At 46.1% G+C, this 19,452-nt stretch carries 13 protein-coding genes; 4 read left to right on the top strand and 9 right to left on the bottom strand.

Features of this window, described 5'->3' with window-relative positions; genetic code table 11:
- Nucleotides 1-135 precede the first annotated feature (135 nt).
- Nucleotides 136-1,980 (top strand): hypothetical protein, encoded by a 1,845-nt coding sequence (locus DW922_RS01040; RefSeq protein WP_118725532.1) that lies wholly within the window; start codon nt 136-138, stop codon nt 1,978-1,980.
- Nucleotides 1,981-2,116: 136 nt separating this feature from the next.
- On the opposite strand, the gene DW922_RS01045 is transcribed toward DW922_RS01040, so the two are convergent.
- The 4 genes from DW922_RS01045 to DW922_RS01055 form a co-directional block, all read right to left on the bottom strand.
- Nucleotides 2,117-4,045, bottom strand: a complete 1,929-nt coding sequence (locus DW922_RS01045) for a hypothetical protein (protein WP_118725533.1) — start codon at nt 4,043-4,045, stop codon at nt 2,117-2,119.
- A gap of 150 nt (nt 4,046-4,195) precedes the next feature.
- Complete coding sequence (locus DW922_RS01050) at nt 4,196-5,908, bottom strand: AAA family ATPase (RefSeq protein ID WP_118725534.1); 1,713 nt, start codon at nt 5,906-5,908, stop codon at nt 4,196-4,198.
- 38 nt (nt 5,909-5,946) lie between these two features.
- Entirely contained in the window at nt 5,947-6,216 is a 270-nt protein-coding gene (locus tag DW922_RS18360) for a PD-(D/E)XK nuclease domain-containing protein (RefSeq protein WP_347560245.1), read from the bottom strand.
- Nucleotides 6,217-6,293: 77 nt separating this feature from the next.
- The gene (locus DW922_RS01055; RefSeq protein WP_347560242.1) at nt 6,294-7,064 is read right to left on the bottom strand and encodes an AAA family ATPase; all 771 of its coding nucleotides are present in this window, start codon (nt 7,062-7,064) and stop codon (nt 6,294-6,296) included.
- 221 nt (nt 7,065-7,285) lie between these two features.
- Between DW922_RS01055 and DW922_RS01060 the strand changes: the two genes are divergently transcribed.
- Nucleotides 7,286-8,089: a tyrosine-type recombinase/integrase gene (locus DW922_RS01060; protein WP_118719885.1), complete on the top strand. Its 804-nt coding sequence runs from the start codon at nt 7,286-7,288 to the stop codon at nt 8,087-8,089.
- Nucleotides 8,090-8,189: 100 nt separating this feature from the next.
- Here DW922_RS01060 and DW922_RS01065 read toward each other — a convergent pair whose 3' ends face one another.
- On the bottom strand, nt 8,190-10,016 hold the full coding sequence (locus tag DW922_RS01065) for a hypothetical protein (protein WP_118725535.1): 1,827 nt from the start codon (nt 10,014-10,016) through the stop codon (nt 8,190-8,192).
- Between the two features lie 440 nt (nt 10,017-10,456).
- Here DW922_RS01065 and DW922_RS01070 point away from each other — a divergent pair, with 440 nt between their 5' ends.
- Both DW922_RS01070 and DW922_RS01075 read left to right on the top strand, forming a co-directional pair.
- On the top strand, nt 10,457-12,232 hold the full coding sequence (locus DW922_RS01070) for a sugar phosphate nucleotidyltransferase (protein ID WP_118719891.1): 1,776 nt from the start codon (nt 10,457-10,459) through the stop codon (nt 12,230-12,232).
- Nucleotides 12,233-12,418: 186 nt separating this feature from the next.
- Nucleotides 12,419-13,606, top strand: a complete 1,188-nt coding sequence (locus DW922_RS01075; protein ID WP_118719893.1) for a cell wall-binding protein — start codon at nt 12,419-12,421, stop codon at nt 13,604-13,606.
- Nucleotides 13,607-13,761: 155 nt separating this feature from the next.
- Here the strand turns inward: DW922_RS01075 and leuA are convergent, their stop codons facing one another.
- The 4 genes from leuA to rfbB form a co-directional block, all read right to left on the bottom strand.
- A complete protein-coding gene (gene leuA / locus DW922_RS01080) occupies nt 13,762-15,435 on the bottom strand; it encodes a 2-isopropylmalate synthase (RefSeq protein ID WP_118719895.1) in 1,674 nt (557 codons plus the stop codon).
- 384 nt (nt 15,436-15,819) lie between these two features.
- Nucleotides 15,820-17,190 carry a phosphoglucosamine mutase gene (gene glmM / locus DW922_RS01085; protein ID WP_118719897.1) on the bottom strand — a complete coding sequence of 457 codons (1,371 nt, stop codon included), beginning with the start codon at nt 17,188-17,190 and terminating at the stop codon, nt 15,820-15,822.
- Nucleotides 17,191-17,425: 235 nt separating this feature from the next.
- Nucleotides 17,426-18,271: a dTDP-4-dehydrorhamnose reductase gene (gene rfbD / locus DW922_RS01090; RefSeq protein WP_118719899.1), complete on the bottom strand. Its 846-nt coding sequence runs from the start codon at nt 18,269-18,271 to the stop codon at nt 17,426-17,428.
- Nucleotides 18,272-18,322: 51 nt separating this feature from the next.
- Entirely contained in the window at nt 18,323-19,351 is a 1,029-nt protein-coding gene (gene rfbB, locus DW922_RS01095) for a dTDP-glucose 4,6-dehydratase (protein ID WP_118542243.1), read from the bottom strand.
- Nucleotides 19,352-19,452 lie beyond the last annotated feature (101 nt).

Here is a 19,452-nt window from a genome sequence, read left to right on the forward strand (position 1 = left end):
TGGATAAATCTTCACATCAAGTGCACCACTCCCGTCCTGTCAATAATTTGCCTTATAGGAAGTATAATCGTCTCGTAATGCAATTTAGGAATTTCGTAGCAAATTCAAAAAAGTAAAAAGGAGAGTGCATTCATTATGAGAAAGCAGACTAAAGTAGTTGCAGTTGCATCTGCAGCAGCTCTGTTAGCTATCGGTGGTGCTATGACTTCTTTCGCAGCTCAGGGCTGGGTTGAGGAAGACGGTACCTGGTACTACTATGACAAAGATGGCAGCAGAGTAGAGAACGAGTGGAAAAAATCTGGAGATAACTGGTTCTGGCTTGATGGCGACGAGGGCGGCGCTATGGCAACCGATAAACTGGTTGAGGATGATGATGACACCTACTATGTAGATGGCAATGGTGTTATGGTTACCAATACCTGGGTTAAGGTTGTCAACGAGGATCAGGACGATGATGATCCGGCTGAGTACCGTTACTACTACATGCAGTCCAGCGGTAAAGCTTACAAGGCTGGAGATAGCAGCAATGTAAAATTCAAAACCATCGATGGCAAGAAATATGCATTCGACGATGATGGTAAGATGCTGTATGGCTGGATTAAGAAAGATGATGCTAATCTGGCTATGGACGATTCCGATTGGGAAGATGCAGAGTACTATCTGGGTTCCTGGGAAGATGGTTCCTTAAAGACTGGCTGGCAGAAAATCACCGTTTATAATCAGGATGAGGATGATGACTACGATTACTGGTTCAACTTCAAATCCAACGGTGAGAAACGTACCAGAACCGACAGCAACTCTAAGGGATTAGATATCCTCGAGAAGAAAATCAATGGTAAGTACTATGGCTTTGATAAGCGTGGCGTTATGACTTACGAGTGGACCGCTACTACCGAGAGCAATACTGCTACCATCTCTAACTGGCGTTACTTCAGCGATCCGGAGAATGGTGCTCGTTCTACCAAGGGTTGGTTCAAAGTTGTTGCTCCGGATGAGGACGGCGATGATAACACATTCAAAGATTACAGCAAGGACAATGCAGATTCTACCTTTGCTAAGGGTGATGCAGCGGACGAGAACGAGAGATGGTATTATGCAGATGGCGATGGTAAGCTGTATGTAGGCCAGATCAAAAAGATCAAAGGTAAATACTATGGCTTTGCTCCGGAAGGCAGTAAGGCAGGTTCCATGCTGACTGGTCTTTGCGCATTAACTGTAAAAGATAATGGCGAGATTGAGAAACTGTGGGCAAGAGATATGGATTCCGATGATCTGGATGATGCTCTGAAAGCAGAGGGCGATTTCGCTGCCACTACTGGTCATGCAGCATTTGGTAGTGATCCGCACGATACTCTGTACTACTTCGGTAATAACGAGGATACCGACGGTGCTCTGAAGACCGGTAACGTATCTGTAAACCTTGATGGCGATTCCTATCAGTTCCAGTTCAGCAAGACTGGTGGTGCTGAAGGCAAGGGCCGTGGTGTAAATGGTATTGACGATGGTAAATACATTTACAAGTTCGGTATGAAAGTAAAAGCTGACAGCGATGATAAGTACATTGTTGTTTACGCTAAGGGTGATACCGGAAGCACCTCCACAGGTGAAGTTCATAAGATTGATACTTCTGTTCTGAGAAGCCAGTACTCTACCGAAGCTGGTCAGAACAAAGATGATGATACTGTAAGCTACGTTGGTTCTCTTCCGAGCGATTACTATCTGGTAAATACCAGTGGTACTATCGTTAAGAATAAGACCAGTGCTAAAGATGGCAACGACTGGTACTTCTATGTAGAGAAGAATGTTATTAAGATGTACACCAACAATAACACTCTGACCGTAGACTCCGGTAAGGATGAACTTCAGGCTGAGAATGATGTAAACCTGAAGGATTGGAAGTCTAAGACCATTGAAGCTAAGAAGAATGTAGCAAATGGTGCTCCGGCTGCTGGTGATGACCTGATTGATGATGGTATCTAATATTTCATCAGAGATTAGTCTTTTCGGTTAACAAAACAAAGGAAGGGCCAAGGATTCAAAATGAATCCTTGGCCCTTCCTTTGTTGATAGACTATGTTTTTTCACAGCCTTTGCAATACCACAATTCTATGAAATTTTAGATTCCATCATCATATAAGTTGGAATTTTCGGTAACGTCAGCAGGTACATTGCGCTCAGCCTCAATGTAAACCTTGGTGTTATCCCAAGCATCTTTCAGACTATTGCCAGCCTCATCAACCAGAGCATCCTGATCAGAATCAACAGACAGAGTCTTGTTATTGGTGTACATCTTGATGACTTTCTCATCAACATAGTAGTACCAATCATTACCATCTTTAGCTGCAGTCTTATTCTTAACGATAGAACCGCTGGTATTTAACAGATAGTAGTTGCTGCTGATATTCTTAACAATCAGGTTTCCGTCATCATCAGTTGCGATAGAACCGTCAGCATTTGTCTTATAATTTACTTCACCAAGAGTACCAACGTAAGAAACAGTATCCTCATCCTTATTCTGACCATCTGCTTCGCTAGCAAATGTACTTCTCAGAACAGAAGTATCAACTTTGTGAACATTTACAGTACCAGTAGCGCCGGTATCGCCATCAGCATAAACAACAATGTACTTATCATCGCTGCTTGCTTTCAGCTTCATACCAAACTGATAAATGTATTTACCATCGTCAATACCATTTACACCACGACCTTTGCCCTCAGCGCCACCAGTCTTGCTGAACTGGAAGGAATAGCTATCGCCATCAAGGTTAACAGTGGTATTACCGGTCTTCAGAGCACCATCGGAATCCTCGTCATTACCAAAGTAATACAGGGTATCCTGCGGGTCACTACCGAAATCTCTGATATTGCTGTCTGCATTTTCAGAGAAATCTCCCTCTGCCTTTAATGCATCATCCAGATCATCGGAATCCATATCTCTTGCCCACAGCTTGGTAATCTCACCTTTTTCGTTTACAGTTAATGCGCACAGACCGGTCAGCATAGAACCGGCCTTGTTTCCTGCCGGAGCGAAGCCATAGTATTTACCTTTAATCTTTTTGATCTTACCTACATAGAGCTCGCCATCGCCATCGGCATAATACCATCTCTCGTTTTCATCTTTAGCATCGCCATAAGCAAAGGTCTTACCTTTGTCATACTCTTTGAAGGTGTTGTCATCGCCATCCTCATCCGGAGCAACAACTTTGAACCAACCCTTGGTAGAACGAGCACCATCCTCTGGGCTGTTGAAATAACGCCAGTTAGATGCGGTAGAACCATCGCCATTACCAGTAGCAATTGTCCACTCATAGGTCATAACACCACGATTATCGAAACCATAGTATTTACCATTGATCTTCTTCTCTAAGATATCGCCCTTATCATTTTCACCGTGTTTACGTTTCTCACCGTTAGACTTGAAGTTGAACCAATAATCGTAGTCATCGTCCTTCTCCTCATCGTAAACGGTAATCTTCTGCCAACCGGTCTTTAAAGAACCATCTTCCCAGGAACCCATGTAATAAGTAGCAGTTTCCCAGTCAGAATCATCCATAGCTAAGGTAGCATCATCTTTGTTTACCCAGCCATACAGCATCTTACCATCTTCATCGAATGCATATTTTTTGCCATCGATAACTTTGAATTTGGTACTTCCAGTGTTCTCGCTTGCCTTGTAAGCTTTACCGCTGGACTGCATGTAGTAGTAACGATACTCAGCCGGATCATCATCGTCCTGATCCTCGTTGACAACCTTAACCCAGGTATTGGTAACCATAACACCGTTGCCATCTACATAGTAGGTATTGGAATCATCATCAATCAGCTTATCGGTAGCCATTGCGCCACCCTCTTCGGAATCAAGCCAGAACCAGTTGTCTCCAGATTTCTTCCACTCGTCTTCTACTTTGTTGCCATCTTTGTCATAGTAGTACCAGGTACCATCTTCCTCAACCCAGCCCTGAGCTGCGAAAGAAGTCATAGCACCACCGATAGCTAACAGAGCTGCTGCAGATGTAACTGCAACTACTTTAGTCTGCTTTCTCATAATGAATGCACTCTCCTTTTTACTTTTTTGAATTTGCTACGAAATTCCTAAATTGCATTACGAGACGATTATACTTCCTATAAGGCAAATTATTGAGCAACAAAAAACCGGCTGCCCAAGTTCATTGGCACAGCCAGTTTCTACCTCACTTTATATTTCCAAAAGTTTTTCAGCAATAACCTTGCATCGCTTTTTACAAAATGCAATTCCGTACAGAAAAATGTTGTGTCTGCCATCATTAAGCAAATACTCGGAATATCGCCGATCCTTGATCTGCTGTAAAGCTTTTTGACATGCCTGTTCCATATTTCTGAATTCTTTTGCATATTTTAGTTCAACAATGATTCCGGTATTTGGATCATCTGTTTCCACAATAATATCTGCAAATCCTTCACCGGCTTCTATGTTTGATTTCACAAGCCAACCGGCATTTCCGGTCAAAATACCGACCAGTAAATTATGATAGGAGCTTTCTTTTTCTTCATTTCGGGCTTTCGTGTCGAAAACACTGATGGAATTACTCAGTGTTTTCATCAGATAGTTTTCCATACCTGCTGTATTGCCTGATTCAAAAGCATTCCAAAACGCCTGCAATGGTTCTGTATTAGAAAAAATGCTCTTTTTAAACCAGTCCTGTATCTGCAGTTTGAATATTTCCCGAACTTCCTCGTTTGGAATCATAAGCTTGTAAGATCCGTCCGCATTCATTCCTGCCTGTGTCAGATATCCGGTTGTGAACAGGACGCTCCAGAGATTTTCAATACTGTTGTCTATCTCATCATAGGTCAGATCCAGACGAAGATGTTTTTCAATGAATTCTCCGGCAATCAGCCGTTCAATTTCATCACGTGTTGTTTTGCCCGCCTTGTCAATGAAACGTTTTACCAATTCGTTTCCGCTTGTGTTGATCCAATAGCTTTCCGGTCTGGCAGCCGGATCATCTTTTATTCTGTCTACATGGTTTATGACATCCCAGGGACAGTATACATCTGCGTTTCCAAAATGATATCCGTCATACCACTGCTTGGTTTCTTCAAATCTCTGTTCCAGATGATAGTCCTTAAGAAGCTGTTTTACTTCCATATCTGTAAAGCCGAACTGTTCATCAAATCTGGAATCCGTAATGGATAAGATTTTAAAATTATTCAGACCTGTAAATATACTTTCTTTGGAGACGCGAAGGCATCCTGTCAATACAGCAAATTGGAGTGCGTCATTTGTTTTTAAGACATTGCCAAACAAAATACGCATCAAAGAAACCATTTCCCGATAATATCCGTGCAAAAATGATTTATCAAGTGGAACATCATATTCATCAATGAGAAGCAGCGCTTTTTTTCGGTAATGTTTATTCAGAAGCTCTGACAAGGTTTTCAGTGAGCGTGACAGCACAGGTTCGCTCATCCAATAAGCACCTGATTTCATAGTTATGATAGCCTGGTACTGCTCTTTATCTTCCGGAGCAAGATTTTGACTGTCTAAAAGAAATCGAAACCGGCTTGCTTCGCTTCCGATCACATCCATAAATTGACACTTTGCTTCCTCGAAGGAAAGGCCATCCACATTTTTCAGTGTAATGAAAATAACGGGATAACCGGCCATGTGTTCCCTGCACAATGTCTGATTCCGGGAAATATATAATCCATCAAACAATGCGCAATTTGTTCCGATTTCAAAAAAGTACTTTAACATACTCATATTAAGCGTTTTGCCAAAACGGCGGGGTCTGGTAAACAGATTTACCTTTCCCTGGTTATCCAGCAGCTGTTCTATGAGTTTTGTTTTATCAATATAGTAATATCCATCCGTGCGGATTTCTTCGAAATTTTCAATTCCGACGGGTAATTTCATTGATTTTCCCATATTATTCTGCTCCTTTTTGCTTTGTATGCCGCCATCTGCTACGATTTTTTTCCAATCACACACCTTTTCTTAAAAAATGAAATCCCATAACACAGTACCTGGTCATAATCATCCTCCAGTTCTTTGGCGCACATGCGTGTATCAATCTGCCGGAGCGCCGCATTACAGTCTTTGGAAAGACTCTCGACATCTTTACTATACTTTATCTCAAAAACGACTGCCTGCCCCTCCGAAGGAGCGTAGACAATCACATCGCTGCGGCCATCACCGCGTTCTTTATTTCCGATTCCACAACCGCACATTGTCATCAAACCAGGTTTTGATGGTGGTTTCGAATATCTCACGAATTTCTGCATTTGGAATAATCAGTGCGTTTTTTCCTGCATCAGATGATTCCGCAGCCGAACCCGAAACCGTTTTTGTCAGATAACCGGTCAGATACAAAATTGTTGGTGCCGGTAAAAATGCTTTCCTTCGTGATTTTTAAACAGCCGGTAATGACTGCAAATTTTAGCGAAGGATTATCTTTCAGAGCTGTACTCAGTATTGCTTTCACCACATTAAGCATTTCCTGATAATATCCGTTACTGCTGGCTTTCGAGACCGGAACATCATACTCGTCCATCAGCAGGATAACCGGTTTTCCATAATGGATGTGAAGCATTCTGGTCAAAAGAAGAAGGCTGGTTTTGATTTCCGCCAAAGAAGCTTCCTGATATACAATTCGGCAGAATGCTGTCTTGTCATATTCCGTTACCCGTTCGCTTGCCAATAAAAAATCATATTGCTGAAATAAAAACGCAGTCAGCGCAGCCAGCATATCATATGCATCCTGAAAGCTTAAACCGTCAACATCCTTAAAGGTGAAAAACACGGTCGACCACTGGTTCATCCAGTTCTGGCACAATTCAGTCTGTCGGCTGATAGACAGCCCTTCAAATAAAGGACCGTTATTTTTTCGAATATCAAAAAAACTGGCCAGCATACTCATAGCCATAGTCTTTCCAAAGCGCCGCGGGCGGGTGATCAGAGTTACTTCTGTACTTTCGGAGTTCAACAGTGCGGAAATAAGAGGAGTTTTATCTACATAGTAATAACCATTCTGCCGAATCTTTTCAAAGTCAGAAACACCAACAGGTATCTTTAATCTGGTCATTTAAAAACACTCCCTTCTGCGTGCTCATATACGATTATGATAGCATGAAACGTTTTTGCAAACAAGCAGAAAGCCTTCTTTCCCAAAATCTTAGACGAACGTGGATACCTTAATTTCCGCTGTGATTTCGATATAATAATAAGACGGTATATTGTCTGTATAGATTGATTTTTTCAACCGTAGACAAAAAACGTCAATATTTTTTACAAAGGAGGCTCTCTATGGAAAAGGAGTTCAAAACGTATCTTTTAGACCAGAATTTGTCGAAAAACACCATCACATCATATCTGTACGCACTTCGGCAGTTTGAAAAAAAATACGACAAGCTCACAAAGCAAAACCTGCGGGATTACAAGGTCTATTTGATTGAAAACTACAAACCGCAAACGGTCAACCTGCGCATCCGGGCCATAAACTGTTATCTGGAAAGCATCCGAAAAGAACAGTGGAAACTCCCATCCGTGAAAGTTCAGCAGAAACCGTTTCTTGAAAATGTGATCAGCGAAGCAGATTATCTGTATTTTAAGAATTGTTTAAAACGTGATAATGAAATGTACTGGTATTTTGTGGTACGTTTTCTGGCAGCTACAGGCGCCCGTGTCAGTGAACTGGTTCAGATCAAATGCGAACATGTACGGATTGGATATCTGGATCTGTATTCCAAAGGCGGAAAGCTGCGGCGGATCTATATTCCGTCCGCCCTGCAGAAGGAAACCTTAAAATGGATGGAGGAAACAAAAAAAGAAAGTGGATTCCTGTTTTTAAATAAATATGGGGAGCTGATTTCCGCAAGAGGAATTGCCGTGCAGTTAAAGCATTTCGGTTCCAGGTATGGCCTGGATCCGTCAGTAGTGTACCCGCATTCCTTTCGCCATCGCTTTGCGAAAAGCTTCCTGGAACGCTGCAATGATATTGCCATGCTGGCTGATCTGATGGGACATGCCAGTATCGAAACTACCCGGATTTATCTGAGAAAAACCAGCACAGAACAGCAGGCTATCATCAATAAGATTATTGACTGGTGACAAAAACTATGGCATTTATAACGTGACGGAACGTAAAAAAGCTGCACGCATAATCGCGTGCAGCTTTTTTAGTTAACTATTTAGAAAAAACTTCTAAATATTAGATTCCATCATCGATAAGATCATCGTTCGGAGTGGTCGGAACGGTCTTACCATTGTTAACAACATACTTGGTGTTATCCCAGTTCTTCTTCAGAGCAGTAAGGTTAGCGTTCGGATAATCCTTAGAGTCATTAAGAGTATTGTTGTTGGTGTACATCTTAATAACCTTCTCATCTACATAGAAGTACCAGTCGTTGCCATCCTTAGCAGCAGTCTTATTCTTAACAATTGCACCACTGGTGTTTACCAGGTAGTAATTGCTGGTCAGTTTACCAGAAGCTAACTCACCAAGAGTACCAACGTAGTTAACGCTGTCGCCATCTTTGTTCTGACCGATAGAAGCGCTGTAATCACTTCTCAGAGTAGCAGTGTCAATCTTGTGTACGTTTACACCAGTGCTTCCGGTATCACCATCAGCATAAACAACAATGTACTTGTCATCGCTGCCAGCTTTGATCTTCTGACCAAATTTGTAGATGTACTTACCATCATCGATACCATTTACTCCACGGCCCTTGCCCTCAGCACCGCCAGTCTTGCTGAACTGGAACTGATAGGAATCACCATCCAGGTTAATGGTTACGTTACCGGTCTTCAGAGCACCATCGCTGTCCTCGTTGTTACCGAAGTAATACAGAGTATCGAAGGAAGACTTACCAAAGTCTTTGAAGTCGCCCTCACCCTTCAGAGCATCATCCAGAGAATCGGAATCCATGTCTCTATCCCACAGTTTAACGATGTTGCCATCTTTATCTACAGTCAGAGCACACAGACCAGTCAGCATAGAACCAGCCTTGTTTCCTTCCGGAGCGAAGCCATAGTATTTACCTTTGATCTTCTTGATCTGGCCTACATACAGCTCACCATCGCTGTCAGCATAGTACCATCTCTCGTTCTCATCTTCAGCATCGCCCTTAGCGAAGGTGGATCCAGTACCGTAATCTTTGAAGGTATTGTCATCACCATCAGCATCCGGAGCAACTACCTTGAACCAACCCTTGGTGGAACGAGCGCCGTCCTCTGGGCTGTTGAAGTAACGCCAGTTAGAGATTGTAGTAAGATCGTTAGTGCTTGCAGCTGTCCACTCGTAGGTCATAACACCACGCTCATCGAAGCCGTAGTACTTACCATTGAGCTTCTTCTCAAAGATATCTTTGTCAGATTTGGTATTTACACGTTTCTCACCGTTGGACTTGAAGTTGAACCAGTAGTCCATATCATCATCTTCGTCCTCATCGTAAACGGAGATTTTCTGCCAGCCAGTCTTCAGGGCACCATCTTCCCAGGAACCCATGTAGTAGGTTGCTTCTTCCCAGTCGCTGTCGCCCATAGCCAGGGTAGCATCCTCTTTGTTTACCCAGCCATACAGCATCTTACCATCCTCGTCGAAAGCATATTTCTTGCCGTCGATGGTTTTGAATTTGGTAGTATTAGAAGAAGTGCCAGCCTTGTAAGCTTTACCGTTAGACTGCATGTAGTAGTAACGGTACTCAGCCGGATCATCATCCTCATCCTGATCCTCGTTAACAACCTTAACCCAGGTGTTGGTAACCATAACACCGTTGCCATCTACGTAGTAGGTGTTGTTGTCATCATCAATCAGTTTGTCGGTAGCCATTGCGCCACCCTCTTCGGAATCAAGCCAGAACCAGTTATCTCCGGATTTTTTCCACTCGTCTTCTACTCTATTGCCATCTTTGTCATAGTAGTACCAGGTACCATCTTCCTCAACCCAACCCTGAGCTGCGAAAGAAGTCATAGCACCACCGATAGCTAACAGAGCTGCTGCAGATGCAACTGCAACTACTTTAGTCTGCTTTCTCATAATGAATGCACTCTCCTTTTTACTTTTTTGAATTTGCTACGAAATTCCTAAATTGCATTACGAGACGATTATACTTCCTATAAGGCAAATTATCAATAGTTTTTTACATTTTTTCCATGTTTAAGAATAAATGCAATTCTATGTAACTGCTTCTGGAAGTTCCCATCTCTCCATCACATTGACAGTATAATATAGTTTTTTTTGAAATGCTATAACGAAACCCTAAGCGTTTTCTTACGAAAATCTTACGGAAGTTATAGTTTTTGCGAAATATGTATTAATATTCGTACAATCTTGTTTGTGGGGTGTACGGATGTTTGGCTTTGTGCTATATTGTTCATATATTTTTATTTTGAATTATTTTTGAACAGTTGCAGAGTGCCGAGAGTCTCCGAAGAAGATGTATGGCAGCTCCCGCCAACTGGCAAGGAGGTTATTATATGGATCGGATTGGATTAATCTGCCGTTATATAAAGGAGGATCCGCGTTCTACCCAGCGGGATCTCGCACAGAAAACCGGCTTCTCGGTTGGCACTGTGAATACCTTAATTAAGGAGGCCATGCAGCAGCGCCTTATCGCGCAGGGCAAGAGTGTTGCCGGCACGTATGAGCTGACCGGCGCCGGTGATGCATTTCTGGAGCAGTTCCGCGTGGACGGTGCGCTGATCATTGCTGCCGGGTTTGGTTCTCGCTTTGTTCCACTAACGTTTGAGACACCAAAGGGACTTTTAGAGGTGTTTGGGGAACGGATGATTGAGCGGCAGATTAAGCAGCTGCATGAAGTGGGCATTACCAACATTACAATCGCGGTCGGGTATTTAAAGGAAAAGTTTGAGTATCTGATTGATAAATACCAGGTGAAGCTGCTTTACAACCCGGAGTATGCCACTAAAAACACGTTAACTACCATCTACCGGGCACGGCAGGTCCTGGCCGGGAAAAATATGTACATTCTTTCTTCGGATAACTGGCTGCGCAACAATATGTTCCACACCTATGAATGTGGTGCCTGGTATGCTTCTTCTTATATGGAAGGAAATACTTCGGAGTGGTGTCTTTCCTATAATAAGAAAGGATGCATTACGCATGTCGAGGTCGGCGGGCACGATTCCTGGGTTATGTACGGGCCAGTGTTCTTTTCGAAAATATTTTCCGAACAGTTTCTGCCGCTGCTGGAACAGTATTACCAGACTCCGGGCACAGAGCAGTTTTACTGGGAGAATGTGCTGATCGAGCATTTAGATACACTGGAGATGGATATTAACCGCCAGCCAGAGAATCAGATTTACGAGTTTGAGAATCTGGAAGAACTGCGTCAGTTCGACCCGCGTTACCAGAACCATTCCGACAATACGGCCATGGAGCTTGTCTCCGATGTATTTGAGGTGCCGGAATCGGAAATTCACGATATCCGCTGCTTAAAGTCCGGCATGACGAACAAATCGTTCCTGTTCCAGCTGCAGGGGCTGCATTACATCTGCCGTATCCCGGGGCCGGGCACAGAGCTCTTGATCAACCGCAAGGAAGAAGCCGATGTGTACCGCGCAATCCAGCCGCTGAAGATTTCGGAGCATATCATCTACATGAACGGTGACACCGGATATAAGATTGCGGAATACTACGAAGGTGCACGAAATTCCCATGCAGGCAGCTGGGAAGATGTAGCGGCATGCATGAAAGTGCTGCACAAGCTGCATGAGTCACAGCTGACTGTGGATCATGAATTCAATATCCGGGAGCGGATCGCATTTTACGAAGGACTCTGTGCGGCGCATGGCGGCACTTTATTTGAAGATTATGCTGTGGTCCGCAGCCATATGAATGAGCTGATGGACCAGCTGGATGCATTAAACCGTCCGAAGGTACTTTCCCATATCGACAGCGTGGCCGATAACTTCCTGTTTCTGCCGGATGGTTCGGTCCGGTTGATTGACTGGGAGTATGCCGGTATGTGTGACCCGCTCATCGACATCAGCATGTGTGCGATTTATTCCTATTACGATGAAGGTGCTGTAGAAAAGCTGATGCAAATCTACTTTGGAAGAGAACCGGAGGCTGTGGAACGTAAGATTATCTACTCCTATATTGCGCTGGGCGGCTTTTTATGGGCTCTTTGGGCGGTATATAAGGCATCGCTGGGCGAGGAATTTGGCGAGTATACGCTGATCATGTACCGGTATGCAAAGCAATATTACAAAAAGGTATGCTTATTGTAGGCAAGCTGTAATGAAAATGTTAACTATTTTCCTTTGTTCCATGTTATAATCAGAGTAAACATTTTGTATCTGTCCGCAGACAAGGGTTTCTGATTTATCAATCCTGTTACTGGGTATATTCTGTTACGGAATATGTCTGCACGACAGGAACCATAGTTTCGGATCACACAACTCAGGAGGAAGGGTATGAGACATACAAAAAAACTGACCGCTGCTGCCCTGGCCGGAATGCTCGGTGCCATGAGCCTGTTTTCCGGCGTGACTGCTTACGCTGCGACCGGCTGGCAGCAAAGCGGCAGCACCTATTACTATTATGATGCAAACGGGACTTTACACAAGGGCTGGCTGAATACCGATAATGGCTATTACTACCTGAATTTATCTACTGGAAAAATGACAGTCGGCTGGGAAAAGATCAATAACAAATGGTACTACTTCCAGGGAAACGGCGTTATGGCAACCGGCTGGGTCAAGGATAACGGCAAATATTACTACCTGCTGACCGACGGCACCATGCACACAGGCTGGGTCAGCATCGACAATGTTTACTATTATCTGTCCGACAGCGGTGCCATGGCAACCGGCTGGGTGAACATGGATAATGGCTGGTATTACTTTGACCCGGATAATGGACAGTGTACCGTAAACAGTGCACGGGCCATTAAGGATAGCTGGTATATGTTCGGCAATGACGGAAAAATGCTCACCGGCTGGCAACAGGTTGACGGTGCTTATTACTACTTCCACACAGACGGGAGGATGCTCACCGGCTGGCTCAATGACGGCACAAATGACTATTACATGGATCCGGCAAATGGCCGCATGTCTACCGGCTGGAAGCAGATTGAGAATTCTTATTACTACTTCAACAATTCCGGTCACAAACTCACCGGGTGGATCCAGATCAACGGAACTTACTATTACTTAAATCCGTCAGATAAGGGACGCATGGCAGCAAATACTACCTTAAAGATTGACGGAGTTTCTTATACCTTTGCTGCTAACGGCGCCTGCACAACCAGTAATGGAAATGCGCTGAATGTGAATAATACGGCGTCGAACACAACGGCTGGGACGAACACACCGGGAAGCAATTCCGGTACTTTTTCTAATAGTTTTACACCAGGCAGTTCCAACAATACCGCTTCTTCTACTCCGGGGAGCACCACTGGAAACACGACTCCAGGAAATTCTTCTAGCAGCAATAACAGCAATAATGAGTATGTTGCCACCGGTCCGGCTACCGGCAAGATCGATCCGAGTTTTAATGGAAGCACTCCATCCAGCAATACCACGCCTGGTGGAACAAACAGCAGTTCCAGCTCTGGAAATTATGTTCTGCAGGCAGGTCTGACGACCGGACCAAAACCGTAAATTCATCGTTTATCTTAAGAAGTTGCCTCTGGCAGCTTCTTTTGTGTTTTCGAACATCAAAAAAACATCCCGTACCGACTCATGTTCGAGTCGGTACGGGATGTTTTTGTTTTCATCTCAACTTGCAGAAAAATCTATGGTCATCTGTTCAGTTTTTAGGAAAAGAACAATCTGTTCACCGCACTAAAGATACCGCGGATAGAGGATCTGGTGATGTTGGAGCTTACGCCGACACCGTAGGTCACCTTGCCGCTGTCCTTGTCCATTAAGTGGATGTAGGATGCTGCCTGTGCGTTGGAGCCGGAGTTCAGCGCGTGCTCGTTGTAGTCCAGTACCTTGATCTGGACGCCGAGTGCTTCTTCCAGGCCGCGCTGTACCGCATCGATCGGGCCGTTGCCGACGCCCTCGAAACTCTTCTCCATTCCATGGTCGGTATAGATAACCTTGGCAAGGGTTGCGAACTCACCGTCGGAAGACTCGGTATCGGTAATCTGGCACTTGCGGAAGTGGATCGGCTCTTTCTTGTCTAAGTAATTCTTGCGGAACTCTTCCATGATCTGCTCCGGAGCAACCTCACCCTGCTGCTCGGAAATCTTCTGGATGATGTCTGCAAATTCTTTGTGCATGCCCTTCGGCAGTTTAAAGCCGTAGAACGTATCCATAACGAAAGCTACGCCGCCCTTTCCGGACTGGCTGTTGATACGAACGATTGGCTCGTACTGTCTGCCAATGTCGGACGGATCGATCGGAAGGTACGGAACCTCCCAGTACTGGCCATTTCTCTCGTGAAGGGCCTGTAAGCCTTTGTTGATCGCATCCTGATGGGAGCCGGAGAATGCGGTAAATACCAGCTTTCCTGCATACGGATGACGCGGGTCGATGGTCATCTTGGTGCAGCGCTCGTATACTTCTGCGATCTCGCGGACATTCTCAATCTCCAGATTCGGGTCGATGCCCTGGGAGAACATGTTGTAAGCGATGTTTAAGATATCGACATTACCGGTACGCTCGCCGTTTCCGAATAAGGTTCCCTCGACACGGTCTGCGCCTGCAAGCAGTGCTAACTCAGTTGCTGCCACGCCGGTACCGCGGTCGTTGTGCGGGTGAACGCTTAAGATTACGCTGTCACGGTTCTTGAAGTGCTTATGCATCCATTCAATCTGGTCTGCGTATACGTTCGGAGTGTTCATCTCCACGGTAGACGGCAGGTTGAAGATGATCGGCTTCTCCGGTGTTGCCTCGCCCCAGGTATCCTGAACAGCGGTGCAGACCTCCAGTGCGTAATCCAGCTCGGTGCCGGTGAAGCTCTCCGGAGAGTACTCTAACATTAAATCGCCATCGTAGTCTTTTGCGTATTTCTTGACTAACTCGGTTCCTTCGATTGCGATCTGCTTGATCTCTTCCTTATTTTTGTGGAAGACTACGTCACGCTGTAAGGTAGAGGTGGAGTTGTAGATATGAACTACTACCTTCTTGATGCCCTGGATTGCCTCAAAGGTTCTCTTGATCAGGTGCTCACGGCACTGTACCAGAACCTGTACACGGACATCGTCCGGGATAAGCTTGCGCTCTACTAACTGTCTTAAGAAGTCGTATTCGATCTGGGATGCTGCCGGGAAACCGATCTCGATTTCCTTAAAGCCCAGCTTTACTAACATGTTGAAGAACTCAATCTTCTCTTCTACTACCATCGGCTCTACCAGTGCCTGGTTGCCGTCACGTAAGTCTACGCTGCACCAGATCGGCGCTTTCTCAATTTCCTTGTTTGGCCACTCGCGCTCCGGGTAATGGATGACTGGGTTTCTTTTGTATTTCTTGATATTTAACATAATGCTTTTCCTCCAATTTGTTCGTTGTCCGAGGACAGCTGCTTTCGTTTCATGCTATCCTTGCTTTTATAGGTTGCTTCTTTACAGTTTGTACTTATTTCCGTCTACTGCCCTTTTTGTTGTCACATGACAGTTCCGGTAATGATCCTCGCTCAGCCCATAACGGGCAGTCGCTCGATCACGCCGTAGAAGCGGACAATGAACAATACTGATCCTACTGATTCAGCCCCATCTTTCATCATTCCTTTTCCTGAAAAATTTGATACGTTAAAGTGTATTTTAGCATATTTTGGTAGGTGTGGCAAGGTCTCACAACAAAAGAACTCCCGCAGCCAGCCAGTTGTAAAACCAGCTTCGGCATGCAGGAGTCCCTGTATGGATCATTTACAGCACATGTCCCTGTGCCTTCATCACTTCGATTACCTGGTCTACCAGCTTCTCGCACTGCTCCGTGGTCGGTGCCTCTACCATGACGCGTACCACCGGCTCGGTTCCGGACTGGCGCAGAAGAATGCGTCCATCACTTCCCAGGGTTTCAGTAACTTTCGCTACCTCATCCTGGACTGCCGGGTCATCCTGTGCCTGCTGCTTGTCGTGGACACGGACATTTTTCAGCACCTGCGGGAAGATCTCGACCTCGGAAGCCAGCTTACCGAGGGTCTCTTTCTTCTCCAGCATGACTTCCATAACCTTTAAGGAAGTCAGGATGCCGTCACCGGTGGTGGCATGCTTACTGAAGATGATGTGGCCGGACTGCTCACCGCCCAGGCAGTTGCCGTACTGGGACATGTTCTCGTACACATATTTATCTCCTACTGCAGTCTTCTCGTAAGAGATGCCCTCGCGGTCGAAGGCCTTGTAAAGGCCGAAGTTGGACATGATGGTGGTGACAACCGTGTTGTTCTTTAAGCTGCCGGTCTCTTTCATGTACTTGCCGCACACATAGAGGATCAGATCACCGTCTACCACATTGCCATTCTCGTCAACTGCGATACAGCGGTCTGCGTCTCCGTCGTAAGCAAAGCCAACGTCACAGCCGGTTTCTTTCACATAGTCCTGCAGCACATGGATATGGGTGGAACCGCAGTCGGTATTGATGTTTAAGCCGTTCGGCTGGTTGTTGATGACGTGTGTCTCGGCACCCAGGGCATCGAACACGTTCTTAGCAATGGCAGAAGCACTGCCGTTTGCGCAGTCCAGCGCCACTTTTTTGCCCTTGAAGGAGCGGGTAGCGATGGAGATCAGATAGCCGATGTAGCGGTTTCTGCCTGCGGAGTAATCGGTAGTGCGGCCGATCGCATCTTTTAAGGCGAATGGGATTTCACCCATCTCTCCGTCTAAATAGCGCTCAATCTCAACGATAACATCTTCTTCCAGCTTCTCGCCCTTGCCGTTGATAACCTTAATTCCATTGTCGTAGTACGGATTGTGGCTGGCAGAGATCATAATACCGCAGTCAAACTCCTCGGTACGCACGACGTAGGATACGCTCGGTGTGGTGGTAACGTGGAGCAGATATACATCTGCGCCGGAAGCAGTAAGGCCTGCTACCAGGGAATACTCGAACATGTAGCTGCTGCGGCGGGTGTCCTTGCCAATGGCAACGCGACAGCGGCCCTCCGGGTTATCCGAAGTCTTTTTTGCCTGTTTTCCGTAGTACCAGCCCAGAAAACGGCCTACCTTGTAGGCATGCTCCACAGTTAAGTTGACGTTTGCTTCCCCGCGGAAACCGTCCGTGCCAAAATATTTACCCATGATGAATTCTCCTCTTTTCTACTATGTTTCTGATGTCTGCGCTGCAATTGCATGCCAGCCGGATTGTTCCCATTTTGCTTTTCCCTGACAGGCGATTCGTCAGCCCAGGCGAAACCTGAAATTCCCGGCAGGCACACCTGCGCCGCCGGGAACCTTTTTCTTTATAACTGTACAATTTCTGCGCAGTTACCTGTATTTTCCTATTTGATTTTGCTGTTTACGCATTCGTAAACAATCAATATTCGATTTCCTTCAAGAAGCGTCCCAGCGCATCCTGCCATGCCGGAAGGCGCTCAAACCCGTTGTCGCTGAGCTTTTCCTTGCTCATGCGGCTGTTGGACGGGCGGGTGGCTTTTGCCGGGAACTCACTGCTGCTGACCGGAGTCACCGGAACATCCATGCCTGCCTGACGGAAGATTTCCTTTGCGAACTCGTACCAGCTGCACAGTCCCTCGTTGGTGGCATGGTAGCGGCCGTACTTATCGGTCTGGATCATGTCGACTAACAGTCTTGCCAGGTCGTGGGTGTAGGTCGGGGAACCAACCTGGTCATCTACTACACTAACTGCGCCGCGCTCTTTTCCGAGACGCAGCATGGTCTTGATGAAGTTCTTTCCTGCCACGCCGAATACCCAGGCGATACGCACGATAAAGTATTTATCGGACCGTTCCTCAACTGCCAGCTCACCCTCGTATTTGGTCTGACCGTATACATTTAACGGGTGACGCTCATCGTCCGGCTCCCACGGGCGGGTACCCTGACCGTCGAACACGTAGTCCGTGCTGATGTACATAAGCTTCACATCGGCCTCTTTGCAGGCCTGCGCCACGTTGCGGGTGCCCTCGCCGTTGATGCGGCGGCAAAGTTCTACGTTGTCTTCGGCTGCATCTACTGCAGTATATGCGGCACAGTGGATGACGGCATCTGCACCGGACGCTTTGATGACACGTCTGCAGGCCTCTGCATCGGTGATATCCATCTCCTCCACGTCGACGCCAATGCCCTCGATGCCGCGTTTTGCCAGTTCATTCATCAGGTCAGTTCCAAGCTGGCCTTTTGCTCCTGTTACCAGAACCTTCATGCTGTTTCCTCTTTCTGTTTCACGGTTTCTTTTATAACGGTTTCCGTGCGCTTATACTTCCTCGCGGTTTCCGTACATTTTCTCGTAATAATTCTGATACTCGCCAGAGATGATGGTCTCCCACCACTCGCGGTTCTCTAAATACCACTTAATGGTCTTCTTGATGCCGTCTGCGAATTTGGTCTCCGGCAGCCAGCCAAGCTCGTTGTGGATCTTGGTCGGGTCGATAGCGTAACGCATGTCGTGGCCCTTACGGTCGGTAACATGGGTGATGAGGCTTTCCGGCTTGCCCAGCTCTTTGCAGATCAGCTTCACGATGTCGATGTTGCGCATCTCGTTGTGTCCGCCGATGTTGTAAACCTCACCAACACGTCCTTTGTGGATGATCAGGTCGATGGCCTTGCAGTGGTCCTCTACGTACAGCCAGTCGCGGACATTTAAGCCCTCGCCGTAAACCGGGAGCGGCTTGTCTGCCAGTGCATTTGCGATCATAAGCGGGATCAGCTTCTCCGGGAAGTGGTACGGACCGTAGTTGTTGGAGCAGCGGCTGATGGTGATCGGCAGACCGTAGGTGCGGTGGTATGCCTGTACCAGCAGGTCAGCGCCTGCCTTGGAGGAGCTGTACGGGCTGCTGGTGTGGATCGGGGTCTCCTCGGTGAAGAAAAGGTCCGGGCGGTCTAACGGAAGATCGCCGTATACTTCATCGGTGGATACCTGGTGATAACGTTTGATGCCATACTTGCGGCAGGCATCCATCATCACTGCGGTTCCCTTGATGTTGGTGTCTAAGAAGATCTCTGGGTTTTCGATGGAGCGGTCTACATGGCTCTCGGCTGCAAAGTTTACGACGATGTCCGGATGTTCTTCCTCGAACAGCTTGTAGATAGCTTCGCGGTCGCAGATATTGATCTTGCAGAAGCGGAAGTTCGGGTTCTTTAATGCCTCTTCCAAGGTGGATAAGTTGCCTGCGTAGGTCAGACAGTCTACGCACACGATCCGGTAATCCGGATACTTGTTTAACATATGGTAAACGAAGTTGGAGCCGATGAAACCGGCACCGCCTGTTACGATGATAGTCATAGTTTGTTTCCTCTTTTCTTTTTCTGCAGCAATCCGCTGCGGCAGGCATGCTGCGCATAGGCTGTATACTGCTGTATTTCCTGTCGTTTTGCAGTCTTCCA

This window comes from Clostridium sp. AM42-4 (assembly GCF_003480105.1).
Taxonomy (GTDB): domain Bacteria; phylum Bacillota; class Clostridia; order Lachnospirales; family Lachnospiraceae; genus Brotaphodocola.